Origin of the sequence: Granulicella sibirica (genome assembly GCF_004115155.1) — a bacterium.
In the GTDB taxonomy this organism is placed as follows: domain Bacteria; phylum Acidobacteriota; class Terriglobia; order Terriglobales; family Acidobacteriaceae; genus Edaphobacter; species Edaphobacter sibiricus.
Window position 1 is genome coordinate 993,415 of sequence record NZ_RDSM01000001.1, and the last position, 24,554, is coordinate 1,017,968.

Annotated in this window: 18 protein-coding genes; 10 read left to right on the forward strand and 8 right to left on the reverse strand. The window is 60.8% G+C overall.

What is annotated here, in order from left to right; translation table 11 throughout:
- Nucleotides 1–13: 13 nt before the first annotated feature.
- The 4 genes from mqnC to GRAN_RS04160 are packed head-to-tail and all read left to right on the forward strand — an operon-like array spanning nt 14 to nt 3,457.
- A complete protein-coding gene (gene mqnC / locus GRAN_RS04145; protein WP_128911721.1) occupies nt 14–1,060 on the forward strand; it encodes a cyclic dehypoxanthinyl futalosine synthase in 1,047 nt (348 codons plus the stop codon).
- 30 nt (nt 1,061–1,090) lie between these two features.
- Nucleotides 1,091–1,333, forward strand: coding sequence for a hypothetical protein (locus GRAN_RS04150; protein WP_128911722.1), 243 nt, complete (start codon nt 1,091–1,093; stop codon nt 1,331–1,333).
- On the forward strand, nt 1,326–1,790 hold the full coding sequence (locus tag GRAN_RS04155; RefSeq protein WP_128911723.1) for a PIN domain-containing protein: 465 nt from the start codon (nt 1,326–1,328) through the stop codon (nt 1,788–1,790). The genes GRAN_RS04150 and GRAN_RS04155 overlap by 8 nt, the downstream gene beginning before the upstream one ends.
- Before the next feature lie 32 nt (nt 1,791–1,822).
- Nucleotides 1,823–3,457, forward strand: a complete 1,635-nt coding sequence (locus GRAN_RS04160; RefSeq protein ID WP_128912953.1) for a cellulose synthase family protein — start codon at nt 1,823–1,825, stop codon at nt 3,455–3,457.
- 12 nt (nt 3,458–3,469) lie between these two features.
- Here the strand turns inward: GRAN_RS04160 and GRAN_RS04165 are convergent, their stop codons facing one another.
- Together GRAN_RS04165 and GRAN_RS04170 are read right to left on the reverse strand one after the other, a co-directional pair.
- Entirely contained in the window at nt 3,470–4,927 is a 1,458-nt protein-coding gene (locus tag GRAN_RS04165; RefSeq protein WP_128911724.1) for an esterase/lipase family protein, read from the reverse strand.
- Nucleotides 4,928–5,067: 140 nt separating this feature from the next.
- On the reverse strand, nt 5,068–5,703 hold the full coding sequence (locus GRAN_RS04170; protein WP_128911725.1) for a TetR/AcrR family transcriptional regulator: 636 nt from the start codon (nt 5,701–5,703) through the stop codon (nt 5,068–5,070).
- Between the two features lie 68 nt (nt 5,704–5,771).
- On the opposite strand from GRAN_RS04170, the gene GRAN_RS04175 reads away from it, so the two are divergent.
- Entirely contained in the window at nt 5,772–6,506 is a 735-nt protein-coding gene (locus GRAN_RS04175; RefSeq protein WP_128911726.1) for an SDR family oxidoreductase, read from the forward strand.
- 69 nt (nt 6,507–6,575) lie between these two features.
- On the opposite strand, the gene GRAN_RS04180 is transcribed toward GRAN_RS04175, so the two are convergent.
- The 4 genes from GRAN_RS04180 to mrdA all read right to left on the reverse strand — a co-directional run bounded on the left by GRAN_RS04180 (nt 6,576) and on the right by mrdA (nt 15,733).
- Nucleotides 6,576–7,565, reverse strand: coding sequence for a hypothetical protein (locus GRAN_RS04180; RefSeq protein ID WP_128911727.1), 990 nt, complete (start codon nt 7,563–7,565; stop codon nt 6,576–6,578).
- A gap of 189 nt (nt 7,566–7,754) precedes the next feature.
- Nucleotides 7,755–12,005, reverse strand: coding sequence for an Rne/Rng family ribonuclease (locus tag GRAN_RS04185; protein ID WP_128911728.1), 4,251 nt, complete (start codon nt 12,003–12,005; stop codon nt 7,755–7,757).
- Between the two features lie 656 nt (nt 12,006–12,661).
- Nucleotides 12,662–13,762: a rod shape-determining protein RodA gene (gene rodA / locus GRAN_RS04190; protein ID WP_128911729.1), complete on the reverse strand. Its 1,101-nt coding sequence runs from the start codon at nt 13,760–13,762 to the stop codon at nt 12,662–12,664.
- Nucleotides 13,763–15,733: a penicillin-binding protein 2 gene (mrdA, locus tag GRAN_RS04195; protein ID WP_128911730.1), complete on the reverse strand. Its 1,971-nt coding sequence runs from the start codon at nt 15,731–15,733 to the stop codon at nt 13,763–13,765. It lies immediately after the preceding gene.
- 333 nt (nt 15,734–16,066) lie between these two features.
- Here mrdA and GRAN_RS04200 point away from each other — a divergent pair, with 333 nt between their 5' ends.
- Nucleotides 16,067–19,408 (forward strand): TonB-dependent receptor, encoded by a 3,342-nt coding sequence (locus GRAN_RS04200; protein WP_128911731.1) that lies wholly within the window; start codon nt 16,067–16,069, stop codon nt 19,406–19,408.
- 90 nt (nt 19,409–19,498) lie between these two features.
- A complete protein-coding gene (locus GRAN_RS04205) occupies nt 19,499–19,768 on the forward strand; it encodes a hypothetical protein (protein ID WP_128911732.1) in 270 nt (89 codons plus the stop codon).
- Nucleotides 19,769–19,776: 8 nt separating this feature from the next.
- Here GRAN_RS04205 and GRAN_RS04210 read toward each other — a convergent pair whose 3' ends face one another.
- Nucleotides 19,777–20,703 (reverse strand): hypothetical protein, encoded by a 927-nt coding sequence (locus GRAN_RS04210; RefSeq protein WP_128911733.1) that lies wholly within the window; start codon nt 20,701–20,703, stop codon nt 19,777–19,779.
- 511 nt (nt 20,704–21,214) lie between these two features.
- Here GRAN_RS04210 and GRAN_RS04215 point away from each other — a divergent pair.
- The 3 genes from GRAN_RS04215 to GRAN_RS04225 all read left to right on the forward strand — a co-directional run bounded on the left by GRAN_RS04215 (nt 21,215) and on the right by GRAN_RS04225 (nt 23,281).
- On the forward strand, nt 21,215–21,745 hold the full coding sequence (locus GRAN_RS04215; RefSeq protein WP_128911734.1) for a GNAT family N-acetyltransferase: 531 nt from the start codon (nt 21,215–21,217) through the stop codon (nt 21,743–21,745).
- 84 nt (nt 21,746–21,829) lie between these two features.
- Nucleotides 21,830–22,126 carry a DUF503 domain-containing protein gene (locus GRAN_RS04220; protein ID WP_128911735.1) on the forward strand — a complete coding sequence of 99 codons (297 nt, stop codon included), beginning with the start codon at nt 21,830–21,832 and terminating at the stop codon, nt 22,124–22,126.
- Between the two features lie 333 nt (nt 22,127–22,459).
- The gene (locus GRAN_RS04225; RefSeq protein ID WP_128912954.1) at nt 22,460–23,281 is read left to right on the forward strand and encodes an alpha/beta fold hydrolase; all 822 of its coding nucleotides are present in this window, start codon (nt 22,460–22,462) and stop codon (nt 23,279–23,281) included.
- Between the two features lie 118 nt (nt 23,282–23,399).
- Here the strand turns inward: GRAN_RS04225 and GRAN_RS04230 are convergent, their stop codons facing one another.
- On the reverse strand, nt 23,400–24,479 hold the full coding sequence (locus tag GRAN_RS04230) for a M23 family metallopeptidase (RefSeq protein ID WP_128911736.1): 1,080 nt from the start codon (nt 24,477–24,479) through the stop codon (nt 23,400–23,402).
- Nucleotides 24,480–24,554 lie beyond the last annotated feature (75 nt).

The following is a 24,554-nucleotide window of genomic DNA, read 5'->3' on the forward strand; positions in this document are numbered from 1 at the left end:
GTAGAATATTGCTATGGGAATCAGCCGCGAACAAGCTCTGGACTGCTTTAACAGCGACGATCTGATCGGCATCGGCATGGAAGCCGACTCGGTCCGCCGCCGCCTGCACCCCGAGGGCGTGGTCAGCTACATCATCGACCGCAACATCAACTACACCAACTTCTGCACCGAGTACTGCACCTTCTGCGCCTTCTACCGGCCGCTCAAGGGCAAGCTCGCCGCCGAAGGCTACATCCTCACCTTCGACACTATCTACGAGAAGATTCGCGAGACCGTCGAAATGGGCGGCACCGGCGTCCTCATGCAGGGCGGCATCCATCCCGACCTCAAGATCGACTGGTTCGAAAGCCTCTTCACCGGCATCAAGGAGCGCTTCCCCTCCATCTGGCTGCACTGCCTCTCGGCTTCCGAGATCCTCGCGATTGCCGAGTACTCCGAGATCAGCCTCCGCGACACCATCATGCGTCTCCGCGACGCCGGTCTCGATTCCATCCCCGGAGGAGGAGCCGAGATCCTCGACGACGAGGTTCGCCACCGTATCGCCCGCCTCAAGTGCCGGACCCAGGATTGGGTCGACGTCCATCGCACCGCCCACGAACTCGGCATGCGCACCACCGCCACCATGATGTTCGGCGTCGGCGAGACGATGGAACAGCGCGTCAACCACTTCGAAGTCGTTCGCAAGCTACAGGAAGAAACCGGCGGCTTCACGGCCTTCATCCCCTGGAGCTTCCAGCCGAACAACACAGCCCTCGGCGGTCGCGGCTGGGACGAAGCCACCTCCGTCGAGTACCTCAAGACCCTCGCCATCAGCCGCATGTACCTCGATAATATCGAGAACGTGCAGTCAAGCTGGGTCACTCAGGGCCTCAAGGTCCTGCAGATGGGCCTCCGCTTCGGAGGCAACGACGTAGGCTCCGTAATGCTCGAAGAAAACGTAGTCAAGGCCGCCGGAACTGCCAACTCCACCACGGAAGAAGAACTCCGCCGCATCATCCGCGACGCCGGCTTCAAGCCCGTCCAGCGCGACACGCTCTACCGCACCATGTTCCTGAACTAGAATGAGCAGCAAGTACAAACGGGGTGACGCATGAACGAGCTTCCCGAACCTGAACTATGGACCGACGAGTACAAAGCGCAGATTCTGCTTAACGCCGCAGGCTCAATAGAAGAATGGGATGAGACCTCTGCCGAGGTACGCTCCTGGGGCCTCGATCCAGCGAAGATTCCCTACGTCGATCCGAATCACCGCGGTACGCTGCCCACCCGAGCGGAGATGTACGAGAGCATAAGACGAGCGCGAGCTGAACTCGGAATCCGTCGCAGTGCCTGATGACGAACTCATTCGGCCTTTTATTGACGCAAACGTTCTCTTCTCCGCAACCCATAAACCGGAAAATGTATTCGTTCGCATCTGGGCGATGACCGGTGTCGTTCCTACCACCTCGCTTCACGCCATTACGGAAGTACGGAACAACATCGGAGAAGCAGCACAGAGACGGCGCCTGGAAAGTCTCCTGCGCTGGAGCGTCATTGTAGGCGATCGACCAGACGACCTCATTCCGCCGAATACCGTCCTCCGCGCGAAAGACAGGCCAATCCTCTCGGCAGCAATCGGAGCGGACTGCAATTACCTTCTCACCAGCGATAAGCATGATTTTGCTCACCTCTACAAACGCACGATCAAAGGGGTTTACATCATGTACACGATGGACTTCTGTTACGCCTTCCAGTACCGTCTCGACCTCGACATGCTCGCGTACAATTTCTCAGAAGCTACCGGGTGGTAGCCAGGGAGATCAATCTGTTTCAAAACGCGCACATGGCTGGAGTCTGGCTTCTTCTTGAAGCCCCGAAGGGTCTCGGCCACTACTGGAAGACTCACTACAGCGACCCCACCTTCCGCAATCTCTACCGCCTCGAAGCCTTCGACCTCTGCATCCTGATCCCGTACTTCATCGTCATGATCATCCTGGCGTTCTACGGAGTTCACCGTTACCAGCTCGTCTGGCTCTACTATCGCAATCGTAAGAACGCGGCCAAATGGAGTGAGCCACCCGCCACCTTCCCGGTAGACGAACTGCCCTTCGTCACCATCCAGCTCCCGATCTACAATGAGCAGTTCGTCATCGACCGCCTCATCGACGCCTGCTGCCGCATCGACTACCCTCGCGACCGCTTCGAGATCCAGGTTCTCGACGACTCCACCGACGAAACCATCGAAGTCGCCCGAGGCATCGTCGACCGTTACGCCGCAGGCTTCGGCGACCTCGCCCCCCAACCCATCGTCTACCTGCACCGCACCAACCGCTACGGCTACAAGGCCGGCGCCCTCGACGAAGGCCTGAAGGTAGCCAAGGGCCAGCTCATCGCCATCTTCGATGCCGACTTTGTCCCGCCGCCCGAGTGGGTCATGCAGGTGATCCATCACTTCGCCGAGCCCGGCATCGGCATGGTCCAGACGCGCTGGACACACCTCAATCGCGACTACAGCTTTCTTACCCAGGTCGAAGCCATCCTCCTCGACGGCCACTTCGTCCTCGAGCACGGCGGCCGCTCGCGTGCCGGGGTCTTCTTCAACTTCAACGGGACCGCGGGCATGTGGCGTCGCGAGACTATCGGAGAAGCCGGAGGCTGGCAGCACGACACCCTCACCGAAGACACAGACCTCAGCTACCGCGCGCAGATGGCCGGCTGGAAGTTCAAGTATCTCCAGGACGTCGAGTGCCCCGCCGAGCTCCCCATCGAGATGACCGCATTCAAGACCCAGCAGGCACGCTGGGCGAAGGGCCTCATCCAGACCGGCAAGAAGATCCTCCCGCGCGTCCTCCACAGCGACGCAGCTTTCCACACGAAGCTCGAAGCCTGGTATCACCTCACCGCGAACATCAGCTATCCCCTGATGATCGTCCTGAGCACCCTGCTCATGCCCGCCATGATCATCCGCAGCTACCAGGGTTGGCTCCAGATGGTCCTCATCGACTTTCCGCTCTTCATCGCCAGTACGATGTCTGTCTCGAGCTTCTATCTGGTCAGCCAGAAAGAGCTCTTCCCCCGGACCTGGTACAAGACGTTCCTCTACCTGCCGTTCCTTATGGCACTCGGTGTAGGCCTCACGATCACGAACACCAAGGCAGTGCTGGAGGCCCTCTTCGGCATCAAGAGCGCCTTCGCCCGCACCCCAAAGTACCGCGTCCAGGAAAAAGGCGAGAAGTCCCAGGCGAAGGTCTATCGCAAACGCCTCGGAATCATCCCATGGATCGAGCTCGCCATCGGCTGCTACTTCGTCGCAACCGTGTGGTACGCCATCTCGAGCGAGAACTTCTTCACCGTGCCGTTCCTTTTGCTCTTCGTCATGGGCTACTGGTACACCGGGCTTCTCAGCCTGTTACAGGGCCGCTTCGAGCGCAACAGCGGCCAGTCCATGCACGAGAAGCCCTACCCCGTCGGCGTCTAGCACGATTCGTGACTAGGAGAGGAAGCCAAACAGTCTGCTTACCCCATTCAGTGGATAAGGTTCGCGGTTCAGGATGATCTCCACCATCGTCGTCGTAAATGGGTGGAAGAGCGAAGCTCCCGCATCGGCGAGCGCACTCAGATCGATCTCCACCGGAGCCGCATCCGCCGTCATATTCGTTTGCGTCTCATTGCTCCCATATCCCTGATACACCATCAACTCCGTACCGCTCGATGCGTGAACCCGCAGCATCAGCGGAACCGTGCCAGTGGAGATACCCTTGGGCAGCCGGATATGAAAGCACCGATAGCTCGGGTCGCTCTTATAGGCGTGGACGTCCGTGTACATCTCTTCGAACGCAACCCACTGATCGCCCTGTTTCGTCAGGACATCGATCAGGTAGTCTCGAACGCCATCCCCGCGCTCGTCCCGTGCGTGAATAGCGAACTGCTGCCAGCCCTCCATCTCCTCGCCACCCGCGAGATGTCCGAAGAAAGTCTTGAGTTCCCCCGTAACTCCGCCGGCGTCCTTTCCTGGATTCACCAGCATCTTCGCTTTGGCATTCTTACCGAACTCCTCGGCTCGCGCGAACCACGCATCCTGCGTCTCTTCTCCGTCGTCGCCAACCTTCAAAAAGTCGGCGATCAGCTTTACCATCGCCGGATCAGGATTGCTGATAAGCGTGGCATGATTCCGGCCCTCGACCGGGATCATGGGGATGTTTAAGCGATCGTCTTCCCACGGCGTAATCGAGATCCGGTCGATGGGCTTGCCATCTGCGCCGATCGGCGTGCGCGTCAGGTCGACAACAATCTTCCTCGTATTCAGCGCGCATCCCGACCAGCGCACCGTGCCATCCGTGCCCGGATCGTTCGCCACGCTCGACAGTCCGTCATAAGGCGTGTTCCCGATGAAAACGCACACATACGGCGTATCCGGCCCCTTGCTGTAGTAGGGCGCTGGTCCCAGCAGATCCGCCTCCGCAAGCTCCCAGGTAAAGCGGCTTCCGAGCTCCAATCCATCAAGCACCTGGTCTCCCGCGTTCAGGAAGTCCGGCCCAACCTGCTTGTCGCCCTTCACCAGCGCGCCCAACCACGTCCGCCCCTTGCTTGCCTGCGGCGAACCCCAGGTCGCCGGTGCAACCCCAATCAAGTGCTTTAAACGCTTCAACCGGTTATTGCTGTTCACCTCGGCGCCATAATTCGTCAGCCACGATCGAATCACGAGCATCCCGGTCGAGTGCACGATCGCATCGAAAGGCTGGTCCGCGTTGAACTTCGGATTCGAGCGAAAGGCCCGGTCGAGTCCCTCCGCGATGTCCTTGATCGTGATCTCGTTGTTGAGCGACACGTAGTTTCCCACGTTGATGTCGACGGCATCGATCCCCTGTCCCTGAAGTGCTGTACGAAGGGGAGTAAAGTCCAGGCCGCTTGCGGAATAGCCGTGAATGAGTACGAGCTGGCGCTTCATCTTGCTCCTCGAGCGAGCGTGAAATTCCCTGATTCGGGGGCCCCACCAGAAGATGATCCACACACGAAATTCGCGGCGATTCTTCCCGCCACGAATTCTCCTGCCCTACACCGGGCGTGTCAATTCAATTCATGAAGAAGCTACCCCTGCATTGCGGAAGCCGCCAGATAGGACTTGCAGATAACCACGAGCTCCTTCCGCAAAGACCGCACCATCTTTGGCGCGGCACCGCCTTCGAGAACCGCCCGTGTCGCCCCGGCCATCACCGCGTACAGCATGAACGTCGTGAACTCAACATCTTCGAAAGACGCATCGGGCGCGGACGCCAGCATCTTCGCCATGGCTGCGCGGCCGTTCCTGCCCACGCGCCGCATCACCTCTACCCCGTTCAACTCCGAGCTCACCGCATACAGCGCCATCGAAACATCCGGCCGTTCCATCTTGGCAGTGATGAACGCAGTCGCCACTGCCTCAGCCATCGCCTCGATCGGCTGATGGTGTTGCTCTGCACACACCTTCTCCATCGTCCGCATCAGACGAGTCAGATGTCCCTCCATCGCGGCAAATAATAGCGCTCGTTTATTCGGAAAATACTGGTAGAGCGTCCCCACCGAAACACCCGCACGTTCCGCCACCCGCGTTGTGGTCAGCCGGTCCGCACCAAGCGACAGCAGAACCTGAATGGTCGCCTCGCCAATCGCCTCAACCGTCACCGCCGACCGTGCCTGGACCGGCGTCTTTCGTACCTCGAACGTCACCTGCGCCTGCGGACTCATATGCGAACTCCGAATCTGAAGATTCCTTCATCTAATCATAAGAAGGATCAACACGGAGGAATCGCATCATGCCGGACACCACCACGAAAGTCGCTCTCATTACGGGAGCCAACAAGGGAATCGGTTTCGAAGTAGCCCGTCAGCTTGGCAAGGCCGGATTCACCGTCCTGCTCGGCGCGCGCAATCTCGATCTCGGTCGCAAAGCCGCCGGCATCCTCGAGTCCGAGGGCATTCACGCCCAGGCCATCGAACTCGACATCATCAACGCCGGCACTATTGAAGCGGCCGCGAAGACCATCTCGACGGAGTTCAAAAAGCTGGATGTCCTCGTAAACAACGCAGGCATCATTCTCCAGGGCGACGGTCTTCCCGGTGCGGCATCTCTCGACGCCGTCGAGACCACCTTCAAGACGAACTTCCTCGGCCCTGTCGCCGTTACCCAGGCAATGCTTCCCTTGCTTCGCGAGGCTCCAGCAGCTCGTATCGTCAACGTCTCCAGCGGCCTCGGCTCGATAAGCCAGAACAACGATCCCAACTGGCCCTACGCTCAGGTCAAATATCTCGGCTACAACGGCTCAAAAGCCGCGCTCAACATGTTCACCGTGCATCTCGCCTGGGAGCTGCGCGACACGAACATCAAGGTCAACTCAGCAGATCCCGGATACACCGCGACCGACCTCAACCAGAACCGCGGTCACCAGACCATCGAGGAGGGCGCAGCCGAAACCGTTCGCCTCGCGCTCCTTCCACCCGACGGACCCACCGGAAGCTTCTCCGATAACGCAGGTTCCGTACCCTGGTAACTGCTGTCGCAGACAAAAAGAAAGGCCCGGCATCCATAGCCGGGCCTTTCCGTTACTTACCAGGACAAGTTAAAAACGAAGACCCACGGTAACAGGTATATAAGTACTCGTAGCGCTGTTGCCTGGGAAGAAATTCGTCGTGGACGCTGCCTTCGCGGTATTGAAGGTATGGACAACGCGAGCCTCGGCATAGAAGCGTTCGTTCGCAAACCGCGAAAACTTATAAGTAATACCAACGCCGCCATTCACGCCGGCCGAGTTACTCGTATACAGATCGAACGTCTGGTTCGCCTGGTACTCATAGCAACCGTAGTACGGATCGCAATACTCACCCGTTTGCGGAAGCGTGAAGTTCGTGACCTTGTGATAGAACCCGCCCCCGACAACTGCGTACGCACCCATCGAATCGCCCTGGTAAAAGTTATAGGTCGGATTCAATGTGATCGACCAGATGTGCGCTCCGCCATCGAGACCGCTGAAGTCAACCGTCGTTCCATCCGAATATACGAAGTTTTGCGCGTTATAGACTGCCTGCTGGCTGGCAAGCAGCTTGCCCGGCAGCGCGAAGTGGTCGAAGTCGAACTGGAACACAACGCCGAACTTCTTATTCACGTTGTAGCCCACACCACCCTGAAGCTTGTAGCCGAGCTTCAGAAAGTTCGTGCTGTCGCCTACAGGAGTCGTGAACCCACCGCCGGCCATGAACGAGATCTTGTTCGATCCATCCGAGTTATGCATCCGGTCGCTATAGTTCGGATGTCCATAACGACGGCGCGGAGGTGGCTGCGCGGAATCCGTCGCCGCGCCCAGGTTATAGTTCTCCGCCGAAGCAAGCTCGTTCGATCCCGTGCTGCTGCTGTACGCAATCCCATCTTCCGTAAGGTTGAGAGCAGGCAGCGACGTGGACGCGGAGCTCACGAGCGGGAACAGCACCGGCTGGTGAAGCTCGGCGGTTATGATGTTCTGCTGCGCATGCATCGCGACGCTGCCGGCCGTGGCAAAAAGAGAAAGCGCTGCCACGCGGCAAGCATGGGCAGTAAAGATCTGTTTCATCGTCATCGTGGTTCAACTCCTGGAACGTGCTCTCCGGTTGCTAACCCGGCACGGCGGAATTTGTTGTGTTCCCGGCTTCAACACCGGGGGTACAGTGGGGAGCGTACAGGACCGGTTCCATGCATAGGCCCGGCTCTGTTTTTAGACGCACGAAGGGGCGCCCTGGTCTACAGGGCGCCCCCGGGCCGCTTTGTTCTAGTGAATATCGAACTGCTCAGGATGCAGGCTCGGATCGCTCTTGATGAGGATCGTCTTTCCGCACATCTCTTCCATCTCCTGCAGCCACTTTGATCCGGTGAGCTTCAACTGCTTGACAACTTCAGGATGCACCCGCAGCATCACATCGCCGCGATCAAGATGCTTATGCATCTTCCGCATCTCGATGTAGATGTCGTTGCATACCGTCACCGGCGACTTCACCATGCCGGTTCCGGTGCATACATTGCATGTCGTCGACAGCGTACGCTCCAGAGACTGCTTCACCCGCTTACGAGTAATGGCGACAAGGCCGAAATCGTTGAACGGCAGAACCTTCGAAGGAGCACGATCCGTCTTCAACTCCTCTTCCAGCGCAGCCATCACGCGATTGCGATTCTTCCGCTCATCCATGTCGATGAAGTCGATGATGATGATGCCGCCAAGGTCCCGCAGACGAATCTGCCGCACAATCTCCGGAATCGCATCGAGGTTCGTCTTCACGATCGTGTCTTCGAGGCGCGCCGTCTTGCCGACAAACTTGCCGGTATTGATATCGATCGCGACCAGAGCCTCCGTCTGGTTGATCACGATCGATCCACCCGACTTCAGCCACACCTTCGAACGCAGCGCCTTGTTGATCTCTTCCGTGATGCCGAACTGTTCGAAGAGCGGCGTCTCCTTCGTGTAGAGCTTCACCCGCCGAATCAACGACGGCTGGAACCGTTGCAGAAAGCGCAGTACCCGTTCGTACTCGGTCTCCGTATCGACCCAGATCGCCGAAAACGTGTCGGTGACCTGGTCGCGGAGAATCCGCTCAACAAGGTTGAGATCGTGATAGATCAGAGCCGGCGACTTCGACGACTCCGACCTCTGCTTGATATCCGTCCACAGGTTCAGCAGGAAGCGCAGGTCCGAACGAAGCTCTTCTTCGCTTGCCCCGGCAGCCGCCGTCCGGACGATGAATCCACCTGCAGCCTCACCCTTCTCGGAGAGGAGAATCTCCTTCAGACGACGACGCTCCGCATCCGACTCGATCTTACGCGAAACACCCGTGTGGCTCACGGTCGGCATGAATACCAGGAACCGTCCCGGAAGCGCGATGTGCGACGTAATGCGCGCACCCTTCTTCGCGATCGGCTCCTTGGCGATCTGGCAGAGAATCTCCTGCCCGGGCTTCAGAAGCTCTGAGATAGCCGGCAGATTGGTCATCTGCATCGACTGACGTCCGCCGCGTCCGCCACCATTTCGCCCACCGCGATCCCGATCTCCGCCGCCGCCCGTATTGCGTGCCCGTTCGCCCATGCCACTGCGATCCGGGTACCCGTTCGAGACGCCACGATCGCCGCCTTCGCTGCGTCCCCCTGACTCGCTGCGCGGCGCGGCCTCACGGTTACCGCTGCGATCCCGATCCCCGCGTCCGCCGCGACGATCCCCACGGCGTCCACCCTCACGACGCCTCCGCGGATCACCACTGCCGTTCGCGAACGAAGCTCCTTCGGCGGAGCCGCCGCGCTCTGTCTCCGTGCTCGCATCTCCTGCGACATACGAGGCCTCGGAGTCAGGCGTCTGGCGGAACGCGTGCCCGCCTTCCATCGGCTCGGCCTCGGCGTACTCGTGAGAGTCTTCGGCATCTTCGGCAACCTCGTCCTCACCGGAAGATTCGAAGCCCTCTTCGTCGAACTCGTCCTCTTCGAGCGTGTCCTCCTCGAAGTCTTCGTCGCCTTCCTCATCCTCCGAGAGGCCAGCTTCGGTCCGCGTAATGTGGTCGATCGACATCTCGCGGATCATCGTCCCGAGATCGGCCGCACCTTCCAGCGGCATCTGCTCCTCGGACTCGACGAACTCCTCCGCCCGCGCCTGAATGCTGTGCGTGTCGAACTCATCGTCCTCCTCGATGAAGTCTTCCTCGAGATCGCCCGTGCCCGGCTCAAAGTGCTGCAGTGAAGGCTGGTACGGGGTTGACTGCGTCTCGACCGCACCCGCCGCCTCGGCCTGTTCCACCTGCTCATCATCGCCATACACGGTCTCGGTCATCGCGATGCCGTGAGGCAGCAGGTGAGTCTCCGTCGATGGAGCCTCCTCAACCTCGTGAGTCTCCACGACCTCCTCAACGACTCCAACAGGAGCTGCGTGGAACGGAGACGGCACCTCGGAGACCATTTCGCCTGTAGGCTCGATAACCGTAACGTCATGCTCCTCGAGCACTTCCTCCTGATGAACCGCCTCGTGGAACGTGGCCTCTGGCTCAAGCACCTCCGCGGATGCCGAAAGACCCTCAATTGCCCCGCCGTGCGCCACGAACGCATCATGCTTAGGCTCAGCCTCGAACACCTCGCCCGAAGGCGCAACCTCAAGATCTTGGTGACGATCCTGCTGCCTATGCTCTTCAACGGCCGGAGCCTCGGGCTCCATCACCTCAACTGTCGGCGCGCTCTGCCGGTACTCGCTAGGCGGTGCCGGATCGACCCGGTAGGAAGCCGAAGCCTCTTCCGGCTCGTACTCCTGCTCAACCTCTGGTTCCGTGGCGGCAAGCTGCGCCGCATCGACAAACTCGACGTCCTTGCCAGCCTCATTGCCGAACACGCTGCTCTCGCCTTTGCTGTCCGCATGCGGTGCCTCGGCAGTCGCCTCCGGCAGCTCGGTGTGCGTGAAGTCGGGCGGGAACTGCTGAATCTGCTCCGAACTCTGGTCGGCGTGAACATAACCGATGACCGGCCCGGCAGACTGCAGATCGCGACCCGGCACCGACGCCGGCACCATCATCGCGTCTTGCGGATTCTGGCGCTGATCCCGTCCACGATCTCCGCGACCATTCTCCGGCCGGCGGAAGTCCGAACGCTCACCACCGCGTCCCTGCGACGCGCCTGAAGCCGGCCCGCCGCGATGCCGCGAGAGCGTCTCACCAGGAAGTGCCGCACCGCCATCCCAGCCGGTGATCGTGATCCCGCTGTCCGGCAGCGAAGCCGGAGCCGCATTAGGCTTCGACGAAGCCGTCTCTTCTCCACCCTTGCGGTACTTCGAAAGCGATTCGCCCGGCAGAATCAACGGCTCGACCGCCGGAGCGGCGTCGACCGAGGCCGAGATCGTCTCGTCCAACTCTGCGGTATCGGCTACGCCGTAAAGCCCACGCGGCGCGAATCCACGAGGCACACGCGGCGCACCGGCATTGCGGTCGCCACGGTCGTTCCGTCCACCGCGATCGTTGCGTCCGCCGCGGTCATTTCGGCCGCCGCGCTCTCCACGGTCCCGGCGCTGTCCGCCATCACCCTGCTGCGGTGCAATCGGTGCGAGCGGCGCAACTACCGGTGTAGGGGCCGAAGCAATCGGAGCCTCTTCCGCGCTGCCATCGATATCGAAGCTGCCTGCCTCATCAAATTCATCGTCGCCAACAACGGGCGCGCCGAACTCCGTCTCGCCCGAAACCGGAGCGCCGGCAACAGAAGCCTGTCCCTCAACCCGCGCACCCGTTCCACGTCCGCGACGCCGTCCGCGGCGTCCGCGCCAGCGGCGGCTGCCATCGGCACCCGGAGCGCCTTCACCAACAACGCCAGCCTCGGCCACCGGGATCTCGGGCTGCCCATCAAACCCGGCCGGAGCCGCCGTCCGCTCTTCAAATTCGTTCGCCTCTTCGGGAACCGCCTGCTGAAACCCCGGGGTCTCCACCGATCCGTTCCGTTCGCCGCCCTGCCGCTCGCCTCCGCGATCCCGCCGTCCGCGACCCCGGTTGCGTCCCCCACGGTCGTTCCCGCCACGATCCCGGTTGCCAAACTCGTCGCCCCGTCCTGCGCTCGCTACCGCGAAGTCGGATGCGGGTGTCGCCGAAGCCTGTTCCTGGTTCCTTTCGGACACATAGGCCGGGCTGCGCTCGCCCCCACGGTCATTTCCACGATCCTGCCCGTTGCGATCCCCACGTCCATTCCGCTGGCCCTCGCCACGCTGACCATCGCCCCGCTGTCCTTCAAGCGTCCTGGGCGCGCGTTGCGTATCCCCGCCATGGTCGAAGTCAGCCGAATCCCCGGCCTCCTCCATGAAGTCAGTGATATAGAGGAACGCGTCGCGCTCGAGCCCGATATCCACGAAGCTTGACTGCATGCCCGGAAGCACGCGCGTCACGCGCCCGTTGTAAATCGAGCCGGCGAGCGTGTACTCGTTCTCTCGCTCGTAGTAGATCTCGGTGAGTTCGTCGTTCTCGACGATCGCGAGCCGCGTCTCATGCGGCGTACTGGAGATATAAATTTCTTTCGACATTCTGCTCTGCTCTTTCTGCCCGTTCCGGGATCGTTCCCGAAGGAGCGTCCCAGCCACGCGCTGGCAGGCAGGCAAAAGTTGGTTCGGCCACAACCCGGTGCTACACCGGTTGCGGCACCCCCGGCAGGACGGACAAGTTGCGGGATGCAGAAGCGGCGTAACCGATCCAACCATTTGGACGTGCTGGACGACCTGGACTTGCCAACCCTTGTTCACGAGCCGCGGCAAGCGCGGAACTCGAAAAGAAGCAGTTAGCGGGGGTCGAACAGGGCAAATCCGAACAGGGGAGACCAAAAACGCTTACATGTGCTTCGAACAGTGGGCGCATTGCGGAGTTTGTGACCAGAACAGCCTCTCTGCGAGGCGGGGCCGTTATCCATCCGGATGCGATCATTCCCTGGAACCTATCCGGCCATCTGGAGTCGAACTCTTTTGCCTGGCCGGCCTTTTCTCTAAAAACTTGTGTTGCCGCTTGCCGGCGCCATGCGCCAAAGGGAGCGGGGTGAAGCGCTGAAACGGCGTCTGGCCGGTCAGGTACTGCAATCAGTATGCACGAAATCCTGTGCATGCGGCATACGGCGTTTCCCGCCGGCATCCTCTGGACTTACAAAACCGTTACGTTCTTTCCAAATCGGGCTGTAACGCTCCGTTCACACTCAGTTCACAAACCGCCGCATGCGGATGTTCATCACAATCCCAAGCGAGAGAAAGGTAAACAGGATCGAAGACCCGCCATAGCTCAACAGCGGAAGCGGAATCCCCGTCACCGGCATCAGGCCAAGAACCATCCCGATATTCACCGCGATCTGGAACACGATCACGGCAACGATGCCCATGATAATCAGCGTGCCCGGCAGGTCGGAGGCCGTTTGAGCGTTTTGAATCAAACGCATCAATATCAAAAAGTATAGCAGCAGCACCCCGAGCGCCCCAATGAAGCCATGCTCCTCGCACAGCGCCGCGAAGATGAAGTCCGTATAGGGAATCGGCAAAAAATCCCCCTGCGTCTGCGTCCCATGGTTCGCGCCCTTGCCCCATACTCCGCCAGAACCAACCGCGATCAGCGACTGCCGAATCTGGTATCCCGACCCCTTCGGATCGTCATCCGGATTCATAAAGCTAGTGAGCCGAGCCTTCTGATATGGCTTGAGCAGCTTCCCTGTATTCCAGGCGACACCCACCACAAGCAAAAGCCCGACAATCAGGATCCCAGCCTGCTTGAACCGGATCCCACCCAGGAACAATCCCATGATCAACACCGGCAGATACGTCAGCGCCGTTCCCAGGTCCGGCTGTTTCAACACCAGCAGCATCGGCACGCAGACCAGGGCAAATGCCTTCCAGACATCGCGCCAGCTCAATTCCCTGCCCGCCATTCCCCAGAAATACCGGGCCAGCATCACGATCAGCACTAGTTTCACCCACTCCGATGGCTGAAAGTGAACGCCCCCGGGGAACTTGATCCACCGCCGCGCCCCCAGGTGCTTCGTCCCGATCACAAGTACCGCCACCAGCGCAGCCACGCTGATCATGTAGGCCGACCGCGCAATATCGATCAGGCGGTGATAGTCGATCAGCGACATGAAAAACATCAGCACTACGCCGATCAGCAGAAACCCGATCTGCTTATGGTCGAACCCATGAAACTTCGTCTGTGCGGTAGCCGACCGAATCTCCAGCACGCTCACGAGCGAAAGCAGCGAGACGAACCCAAGCAGAATCCAGTCGAAGTCCCGGAAGGAAGAGAACCGTGTCATCTACTCGGCACCCGGTCCAGCCGCCGCATCGGCTTTTGTCTCCGTCACCGCGACCGCCTTCGAGGGGTCAGCCGGATTCTCCGGACTCTGCTTCGGCGCTTCCTTGGGAACTTCGGCGATCCGCAGATTATTCGCCAACCGCCTCTGCTTCGTCACGAACGCATTCACCACCTGCGAGGCCAGCTTGGCCGAGTTGAATCCACCGTTCCCATGCTCCCACAGCACCGCCACCACGATATCCGGGTTCCGCCGCGGAGCCATCCCCACAAACCACGCATTCGGCACAGTGTCATGACCCTTGTTCGTCTTCGCCAGCGCGTCGTGCCCGATCACCTGTGCCGTGCCGGTCTTTCCCGCGAAGTCGATTCCGTCGAGATGCGACGCCGCCGCCGTATGAAACGCTCCAGGCGAAGTCACCTCGGCCATTCCGTCCGTCACCGTCTGCCAGTTCGCCGGATCAATTGGAACCGTCTTCTCGCCCGACCCAGGAAAGCTCGCCTCAAGCGCCGATGCGAAATCTTTCGGCATCTCCTCCGGGAACACCAGGTGCGGCCGATGCATCACGCCGCCCGAGGCAATCCCGCCAAGCGCACGAGCCATCTGCAGCGGAGTTACCGTCACCGCCCCTTGCCCGATCCCAACCGAGATCGTCTCCCCGGCGTACCACTTGCGGTGATAGTTCTTCAGCGCCCACTGCGTCGAAGGCACCGTCCCTGAGGCCTCATCCGGAAGATCCACGCCCGTGTGCTGCCCAAGACCGAATGCCGAAGCATACTGCGCGATCTTGTCGATCCCCAACCGGTTCGCCAGCGTGTAATAGAAGGTGTCGCACGAGTACGGAATGGCGTTATGGATGTCCACATGGCCGTGATGTAAATCGCACGCGAAGAAGTGCCCGTAGAAGGTCGCTCCGCCGCTGCACCCGACATTGAGGTCCTGCGCCATCTGCTCCTGCAGCCCCGCTACCGACATGATGATCTTGAAGGTCGACCCCGGAGCCAGTTGCGCCTGGATCGTCTTGTTCATCAGCGGATGGTCCGGGTTCGTCAGGATCTCGTTCCAGTAGCTCTTCGTCAGCCGCACCGAAAACTGGTTCGGATCGAAGCTCGGACGCGACACCATCGCGAGAATCTCCCCGGTATGGGGATCCATCGCAACCATCGCGCCGTTCTTCCCATCCATCGCCTTCTCAGCCGCCCGCTGGACGTCGAGATCGATCGTCAGCTTTAGATCCTGCCCCGGAACCGCCAACTCCTGTCCCAGGTGCCCGACCTCTTTGCCATGCGAGTTGACGATGATGTCCCGCGAACCGTCCTTGCCTCGCAGCAGCGCGTCGTAGGTCTGCTCGACCCCCGAACGTCCCACCACATCACCCGGCGAGTAGAACGCATACCGCTCGTCGTTCTGGAGCATCTGCTCCGAGACCTCGCCGACATAGCCGATCATGTGCGCCGCGAACCCGTCCTTTGGATACAGCCGCCTCTGTTCGTCGTGCGTCTCAAGCTCCGGCAACTCATTCCGGTGCGCCTCGACAAAAGCCTGCTCGTCCTGCGAGATATCCTGCTTCAGCGGAATCGGCTGATACTTCGCCGCACCCTGGAACCTCTTCAGCGTCGCCTGGATCTGCTCGATCGGCAGATGCAGCCCGCTCGCGATCAGCGGCAGATCGACCGAAGGATCCTTGATCTGCTCTACCAGCAGATAGCACGAGACCGAAGGATAGTTATCGACGAGTATCCGCCCCTCGCGATCGAAGATCTTTCCTCGTGGCGCAAGCACCGGAACCTTACGAACGCGATTCGCCTCCGCCAACACCTTCCAGTTATCCGCTCCGAGCACCTGCAGCCGCCACAGCCCCGCCACCAGCACCGCGAGCAGAAGCACAATCGCGTACTGCACCCCGGCCAGCTTGGCAGCCGGAAGCTTCTCGTCGTTGTTCAACTGCCGCGTCGTCGGGGAGGAAAGAGACATAGGCACGTCCACTCCTAGTCTATCTCCCCATTCTGCAGAACACAGCAGCTCCGGCATCTATCCTGCCAACCCACCCTGCGGCCTTTCATCGACCATCAAAGAAATTCTCTTTCAACTCGCATACGCCCTCCGTGTGTGTACCCTTCCGGGTAGCTCCACCGAAAGCTTTGGACCGTCTCTTCCGGAAACGTTATCTGCGATTTCCCTCTAGCTATCGCATTTTGGCGAATCCATGGGCACTTATTCGCGCCGAATCGTTCTTGACATCCATCTTCCAGGCTCTCTATAGTTCGCGGCGAACAAAAATACCCCTTTTGTCCTACCCGGAGGCATATGAAAGTTACCCCGTCAGCATGCAAGCACCGCAGAGTGCTACCGCTCTTTTGCATCCTGTTGCTCCTCGTCATAGTGCTTTCACCGGGTAGCGCGCTCGCCCAGACTCTCTACGGCACCCTCACCGGCACCGTTACCGACGGGACCGGCTCCGTCGTCCCCAACGCCCAGGTCACCGCGCTCAACACCGCGACTGGCATCAGCCGTCAGGCCGTCAGCGGCCCGAACGGCGCCTACCAGATCGGTGACCTGCAGCCCGGCGAGTACGACGTCTCCATATCCCTCGCCGGATTCGGAACCTACCAGGTCAAGGCCTACCCCATCTCCGCCAACGGAACCGTCCGCCTGGACGCCGCCCTCAAGGTCGGCGACGTCTCCCAGCAGGTCACCGTCAGCACCGCGCCGCCCGCACTCCAGACCGAGCGCGCCGATGTCAACTACGACATCACTCCTACCCAGCTCGCGCAGCTCCCCACCAGCTCCTCAGCCGGACGCAACTTCCAGAGCCTCTACCGCCTCGTCCCCGGCATTCCCCCGCCCGTCGAGCAGAACTCCTCCGCCGCCAATCCCGGCCGCGCCCAGGCTATCAACGTCAACGGCGTCTCGAACACCGTCAACAGCACCAAGATCGACGGAGCCGCCGTCGGTTACCCCTGGCTCCCGGCCCTCATCGCCTACATGCCGTCACAGGACGCCATCGAAAGCGTCAACCTCGTCACCAACAGCTTCACCGCCGAGCAGGGAACGGCCGGCGGCGCCGCCGTCAACGTCACCATCAAGAGCGGATCCAACCACTTTCACGGCACCGCCTACGAGTACAACTCCATCTCGCAGTTCAACGCGCGCAACTACTTCTACACCAAGCTCGCGAACCCGGTCCTCCCCAAGAACATCTACAACGAGTTCGGCGGAACCGTCGGCGGCCCAATCCTCAAGGACAAGCTCTTCTTCTTCGTCGACTTCAACCGCGTCACCAACCGCAAGGTCGTCACCAACTCCTTTGAGGTCCCCCTCTCGACCTACCGCTCCGGCAACTTCTCCGCCAGCGGCGTCACCATCTTCGATCCCACCACCGGCAACGCCACCGGCGGCGGGCGCACCGCCTTCGCCAACAACATCATCCCCGCCTCCCGCATCAGCGCCGCTGCCGCGAAGGTGCTAGCCCTGATTCCCAACGAGCTCAACACCTCGACCAGCGGCGGTCTCACCACCAACTACCCCGGAGCCGCCGTCCTCGCCTACAACCGCAACTCCTTCGACACCAAGGTCAACTACAACCGCGGCGACCGCACCACCTTCTTCGGCCGCTACTCCATCCAGCCCTCAAACATCTTCGATCCCCCCGCTTTCGGTCCCGCCATCGGACCCACCTATGACGGCGGACAGCCCGGCAGCGCCCTCGGCCGCATTCAGAACGTAGGCCTCGGCGCCACCCACACCTTCACCCCCAACGTCCTTATGGATGCCAACGCCGGCTACGGACGCATTCGAATCAACGGCCAGTCGCCCGACTACGGCACCAACTTCGGCCTGAACACCCTCGGCATTCCCGGGACCAACGGATCCGATCCCTTCCAGTCCGGCTTCCCCATCTTCAACTTCGCCCAGGGCATCACCTCCGTCGGCAACACGCTCTCCTCGAACCCCTTTGAGTTCCGCGACCAGCAGTACGTCGGCAACGTGAACCTCACCTGGGTCAAGGGCAGCCACAACATGCGCTTCGGCGGCGAGTACATGCACTCTGCCATCAACCAGGCGCAGACCAACGGCAACAGCCCACGTGGCCTCTTCACCTTCAACGGCGGAGCCACCGGCAACAACGACGGAACCAACACCCCGAACTACCAGCGCGTCATCGCCGACTTCCTCCTCGGCCTTCCCAACGTTCTCGGCAAGAGCACCCTGCTCTTCAACCCCAACGGCCCCCGCTTCTCCACCTTCGCCTTCTACGCGCAGGACCAGTGGCACGCCTCGCCCAAACTCACCCTCTCCTACGGCATCCGGTACGAGTACTATCCCTTCGCCAACCGCGACCACACCGGCGTCTTCCGCTACGATCCCATCGCCGGCAACGTCCTCATCGGTGGCCGCGGCACCACACCCACTGACACCGGCGTCACCGTCGGCTGGGGCATGATCGTCCCCCGCTTCGGCATCAACTACCGCATCGACGACAAGACCGTCATCCGCTCCGGCTTCGGCATGACCGTCGACCCCGACAACTTCCGCGCCTTCCGCGACGCCTACCCCGCCATCATCACGCAGCAGACCAACGGCACCACGTACGTCCCTGCCGGAGACCTCCGCACTGGCATCTCCGCCCCCGTCCTGCCGGATATCTCCTCCGGAACGCTCGTCCTGCCTCCCGGCATCCAGACCACCACCGCCCCGCAGAACTTCCGTCGCGGCTACATCGAAACCTGGAACCTCTTCCTCGAGCGTTCCTTCGTCAAAGACCTCGTAGCCAATGTCGGCTACGTCGGAACTCACCACGTCCGGCAGTTCGTCGGCCTCGATCTCAACGCGGCCCCTTACGGCAGCACCTCCAGCTCGCAACGTCCGCTGAAGAACTCCCTCGGCCAGGTCCTCGGCCAGCAGGTCCTTCAGCTTACCCCCTTCGCCGATGAAGAATACTCCGCGCTTCAGGCTCAGCTCATCGACCGCCAGTACCGCGCCTTCCAGTTCGGCTACGCCTACACCTACTCGCACAGCCTCAACAACTTCGACGAGAACAGCACCCTCGCCGCCCTCACCTTCAACTCGCCCGGCCTGCTCAAGCGCAACTACGCCAACTCCGCCTTTGACCGCAAGCACAACAACGCCTTCTGGACCGTCACCCAGCTTCCCGTCGGTCCCGGTCGCGCCTACCTCAACAAAGGTATCCTTGGCCGCATCGTCGGCGGCTTCGACATGAACACCGTCCTCCAGTACACCAGCGGCGCGCCCTTCCAGCTCACCGACTCCACCAACGCCACCTTCGGCGACCAGGAGACACCCAACCAGCTCGGACCCGCCAACCCGCACCTCCGCGGCAACGCAGGCGGCCTCTTCTATCTCGATCCCATCAACTTCGCCAAGAGCGGTGGCCTCGTCGAAGGCAACGTCGGCCGCAACTCGGTCCGTGGTCCCGGCTTCTTCGACCTCGATCTCGGCCTCACGCGCAACATCCCCATCTTCCGCGAGTACACCGTCATCCTGAAGGCGGAAGCCTTCGACCTCACCAACACCCCGCAGTTCGCCAACCCCGGAAGCGCCAACATCGCGCAACCTAGTTCCTTCGGTCAGATCACCACGGCAAATGCCTCCCGCTCCATACGTCTCAGCGGCCGGTTTACCTTCTAACAAACCAGCGACACAAACCATCCGATCAACTATGAGAAGTCGAATGGCCGGGCGAAATGTCCCGGCCATTCTCTCGTTTGAACCCTTGACTTGGTCGTCAATCTCCGCAACCAGTCTGGCCTCACTTCCATCGACCTCACGACCGACTACGGCGCCGCCTTCCCCAGGAGCCCACAGGATCGCTATGACGCCGGGCGATGGATCGTCGAAGGTTCCCTCATGGTGATTCTCTTGCATGTCAACTCAGGGGAATCGCTTCTCTGCACCCTCAAAGGGAACATGCACACCGACGTCTACACCCTCGATGCTTCGGGCTTAATCCTCGCCGTCTCCCAGGAAGAATACCGCCGAACCCACTGATAGATCTTCTATTTCCCTGGAGGTTCCTTCTGTAGCTTGGCGGCCTGGCCCATCTTGTTCGGATCGAGATACCCCAACGAAGCCCCCAGCCCGATCATGGCCTCGGCCATCGTGCTCAACTGCGAGCCTGGCACGGTGGGATCGAAAGAAGTGCCTTGCAGCTTCCCTGTAAAGGGCGGCCCAAACGCATTGAGTCGCTTGATCGAGGCGGCGTTGGCCTCCATATCTCCGGCCATTCCAGCAAGGACCGCAATAACCCAGTGAAGATACGGATTGGCGGGTTCAAGATGATCGCGCATGCCCTCGAGCCAGATGCGAGCCTGCTTGGCATTTGTACCGATGACGGCAGCAGCATTCCGTCCGTAAGTCTCGGAAAACTGCCGCCTGTTTGCAAGATCGAGGCGCCACGTCGAGAGAAAGATATCTTCATTCTGAAGCTCGGAGATCGGAAACACCGTGAGAGAGAAACAGCGGCTGCACATGTTGAAGGCGTAGGAGTTAATGCCTGCGGCCATCCAAAGATCCGCCTGGGTGGAAAGATCCTCAACCCGGCAAGCCGCTGCCACGGCGGCGAGCTTCTTGGCTGAGATATAGGCGTCGGCCATCGCTTTCAAGGTGAAGATCAGGACGATGGTCTTCAAGCCGTCAGCAGTCGTAATGGAGTGAGTGAGTCCCTGCTGCGGAAAGACAACGTAAAAGAGCACCTCTGGCTTGAGGCCGATTCGCACCATCTCTTCGAACTTGCGGTGTGCCCCCAGGAAGTGTACGAACGCACCCTCCGGAGTGTGAGTTTGTGCAACGCACACCTGCACTGCGACCGGCTTCGCGTCAGCTTTGGGGTCGGGTGCGGGCGCCGGTGGTGTCTTGCGAGGTGGGGGATTGCCAAGGTCAAGCGAGGTCAACTTCTTGTCCTTTTGATTGAAGTTCTCGAACATGAGTTCCCCCGAATGGCCACATCATCCGCTACGATGTGTCTCACTTGCAATGTAATTCCTCTAGGCTCACGGTCAGAGCCTGAGCAAAACCGAGAGGTGCGGATGCGTCAGGGAGACGGCGACGAAGGGATCTTGGACGATACCGGGACTGGCAACGATACAGAGACGGGACAGGCCGGAGGCGGAGACATCCAGTGCCCGATCTGCGCGTGGAAGCCCGATAGCTCCTCTCGCTGGATATGCACTTGTCACCACATATGGAACACGTTCGACACGGGAGGGGTGTGTCCCGCGTGTCTCCTGCGATGGGCTTATACAGCTTGCTTAAGCTGCACTTCCTGGTCCAGACACAGCGACTGGTACCGAAAACTGTAAGTTCAAAATCCTTGCCTCCACCTCCTGAAGCAAGTACTATCAGTCCGCGCCTATGACCTCCTGATCCTCTCGCCCGCCGCGAAGCCGCCCAGTAGGGCCGCTCCCTCACGCCTCGAAGAGCCCATCAGGAGTCCCCATGCATCCAGCAGACATCCTCACCCGTCGTCTCCACCTCGTCGCCATCACACCCGCAGCCCTCCACTCCGAACAGTCCAACGACGACCGCCTGGGCTTGATCCTTCAGGCGGCCATCCCGGAAAACTGGCCCCCAGCCGACTGGGAGCCCCACGTCTTCACCATCCTCCTCGCTCAATACGAGAAGCACCCCCAGCAGATCGCGTGGCATCGCTACCTCTGCCTCCGGAATCCCGATCAGACCCGCACCCTCATCGGAGCGGCCGGAGCGTTCTGGCGCGAGACATCACCCGCCGAATGCGAGATCGGCTACTCGGTCCTCTCGCCGTGGGAAGGCAAGGGCTTCGCCACCGAGGCCGCCCAGGCTCTCATCGCAAACATCCGCCTCGATCCTAAAATCGAAAACATCATCGCCCACACCTTCCCCCACCTCACCGCATCCATCCGCATCATGGAAAAATGCGGCCTCACCCCGGATGGCGAGGGCGAAGAGCCCGGAACGATCCGCTACCGCCTCCGCCTCAATTCGTAACCTGCAATCCTGGGCGAAGCGCTGCCAGGTCCTACGATCTGCGCCGCGCTTCCCTCAGCCCGCTTCCCTCAGCCCCTAAAGACAATGCCCATCGCCAAACTCATCATCGAGCTCGAAATCCCCCACGCGCAGTCCCTCAAGGACCGCCGCCAGGTCGTCCGCTCTCTCAAGGAGAAACTCGGCAACAAGTTCAACGCCGGCGTCGCGGAGCTAGACGAAGCGCTCGTCTGGAACCGCGCCACCCTCGGCATAGTCGCCATCTCGAACTCCACCACTTACCTCAAGGGCCAGCTTGAAGAGATCGACCGCACCGTCGCCCGCCTCGTCATCGACCTCGGCGCGCAGGTCAGCGACTCCTACGCCGAGATTCTCGACGAATAAGCAGCCGCCCATGCGCCCACGAAACGACCCGATCGTGGTGTCGGCGACCCCATCTTTGTAGGCTGTCCCACCTTGGCTCTCTAGCGAACAATCGCTATATCAGGACGAGCCATCGTGGCTGCATCCTCCATCCGGCTCATGCAAGGGGAGACCGATATGTCGCCGGCCAACGCCATTGACGCCTGGGCCATGGGCCAGCGAAGTCACACTAACCGTCTCGCGGCGCTCCATGATCCTCGGCAGCGCCGCCACATAGCCGCCCTCAGCCTCCCCACCATCTCGAGTACCGCGGAAGCCGAAGCGCCACGCCCCAACAAGCACTCAGGAGCCTCCATGAATACCATCACCGTCAAAGACGGCACCACCATCTACTACAAGGACTGGGGCACCGGCCAGCCCATTGTCTTCTCCCACGGCTGGCCCCTCAACGCCGACGCCTGGGACGCTCAGATGCTCTTCCTCGGGCAGCAAGGCTACCGCGTCATCGCCCACGACCGACGCAGCCACGGCCGTTCAAGCCAGACCTGGTCAGGCAACGAGATGGACACCTACGCCGACGATCTCGCAGCTCTCTTCGACACCCTCGACCTCAAGAACGCCGTTATGGTCGGCCACTCCACCGGCGGCGGCGAAGTAGCCCGCTACCTTGGCCGCCACGGCTCCAGGCGCGTCGCCAAGGCCGTCCTCATTGGAGCCGTTCCGCCTCTCATGCTCAAGACCGGCGCCAATCCCGGGGGTCTTCCCCTCTCCGTCTTCGATGGCATTCGCGCAGGAGTCGTGAACGACCGTTCGCAGTTCTTCCTCGATCTCAGCATGCCCTTCTACGGCTACAACCGTCCCGGAGCCAAAATCTCCGAAGGGGTGAAAGAGAACTTCTGGTTCCAGGGCATGCAAAGCGGGGTCAAAGGCTGCTACGACTGTATCAAGGCCTTTTCCGAGACCGACTTCACCGAAGACCTCAAGAAGATCGACATCCCCACCCTCGTCCTCCATGGCGAAGACGACCAGATCGTCCCCTTCCCGGACTCCGGCGCGATGACCGCCAGACTCGTCAAGAACGCCAAGTTGAAGGTCTTTCCCGGCTACCCCCACGGCATGTGCCAGATCCACGCCGACGACATCAACGCCGAACTCCTGGCCTTCATCAAGTCCTAGCCAAGCGAGCGGGGTGAGCCATCACCGGCCCACCCCGCCCTTCCTGCTTTGTTTTTCTGGTTGTCATTCCCGAAGGGAATCTGCGTTTGCCCTTGCTCCGGCAGTTCGCAGAAATAGCCTAGCCGCCAGCCTTGACGCCTTCCGTACCCACATCCGCCAGAGTCGTCCGCAGATACTTATGCGGATTCACCGGCGTATTCCTCACCCGGACCTCATAGTGAACATGGTTCCCGGTAGTCCGGCCGCTATGACCGACGTACCCCACCACCTGCCCCTTCACGACCGTCTGCCCACCCATCACGGCAAAACCAGACATGTGCCCGTAGCAGGTCTCGATCCCGTGCCCGTGATCGATCACCACCTCGCGCCCGTAGCCGTTCACCATCCCGGCCGACTTCACAACCCCGTCTGCCGTAGCCCGTACCGGCGTTCCGAGCTCTGCCCGGATGTCGACGCCCTTGTGGAACTCACCTTCGCCGTTCCCTAGGATCGGATCTTCCCTCTGCCCGAAGCTGCTCGAGATCGGTCCGATCACGGGCCACAGCGAAGGAATTTCATTCTCCACATCCCCAAGCGCCGACCCGCCCACGTTGAACCCGCGAATACTCCCAAAACTCGACCCCGTCGAAAGCGAGTTGGAGATCGCCCGATCCGTCGAGACACTCATCGCCGACGACCGCAGCGCATAAAACGTATCCAGCGATTTGAAGTAGCTTTCGTCGGTCATATTTGCGCCCGGATCGTTCGCCGAAGCATCCAGCACCGTCCCGTTCGCCGCCGCCGCGTTCTTCGCATCCTTCTCGAGCTTGGCCGCTTTTCCACCGCCAAGCCGCAGGCGTCCCATTGGGACTGCCAGTTTGCTCGTCGTCAGTCCGTAAAGAGCCGAAACCTCGGTCGCCAGCGACCCGAGCGAAGCCGCCTGCACATCGCTCTCATGCGCTTTTTTCTCGAGATGCGCATAGTCCTTGCGCAGCGTGTCGTGATCCTGCCGGAGCTGGTTGAAGCGAGCCGTCTTGATCAGCATCCGCGTGTACGATCCGGCCATCCCCGTGATCGTAAACATGCCGATCGCCGCCGCCGCCACGAACACGTAGGCGTAGCGAAGCGGCACAGGCACCTTGTGCAGGTTCCCGTCCTCATCGCGGCTGACGAAAACGATGTAGAAACGCCGCTTCGAGCTTCCAAGTTTCCGAGTCAAAGAGTGTCCTTACTGCCGAACGGAATTGCCTGATCTGACCCCACCGAGCCGGTGGCAGGATACTGAGTTCCTCTG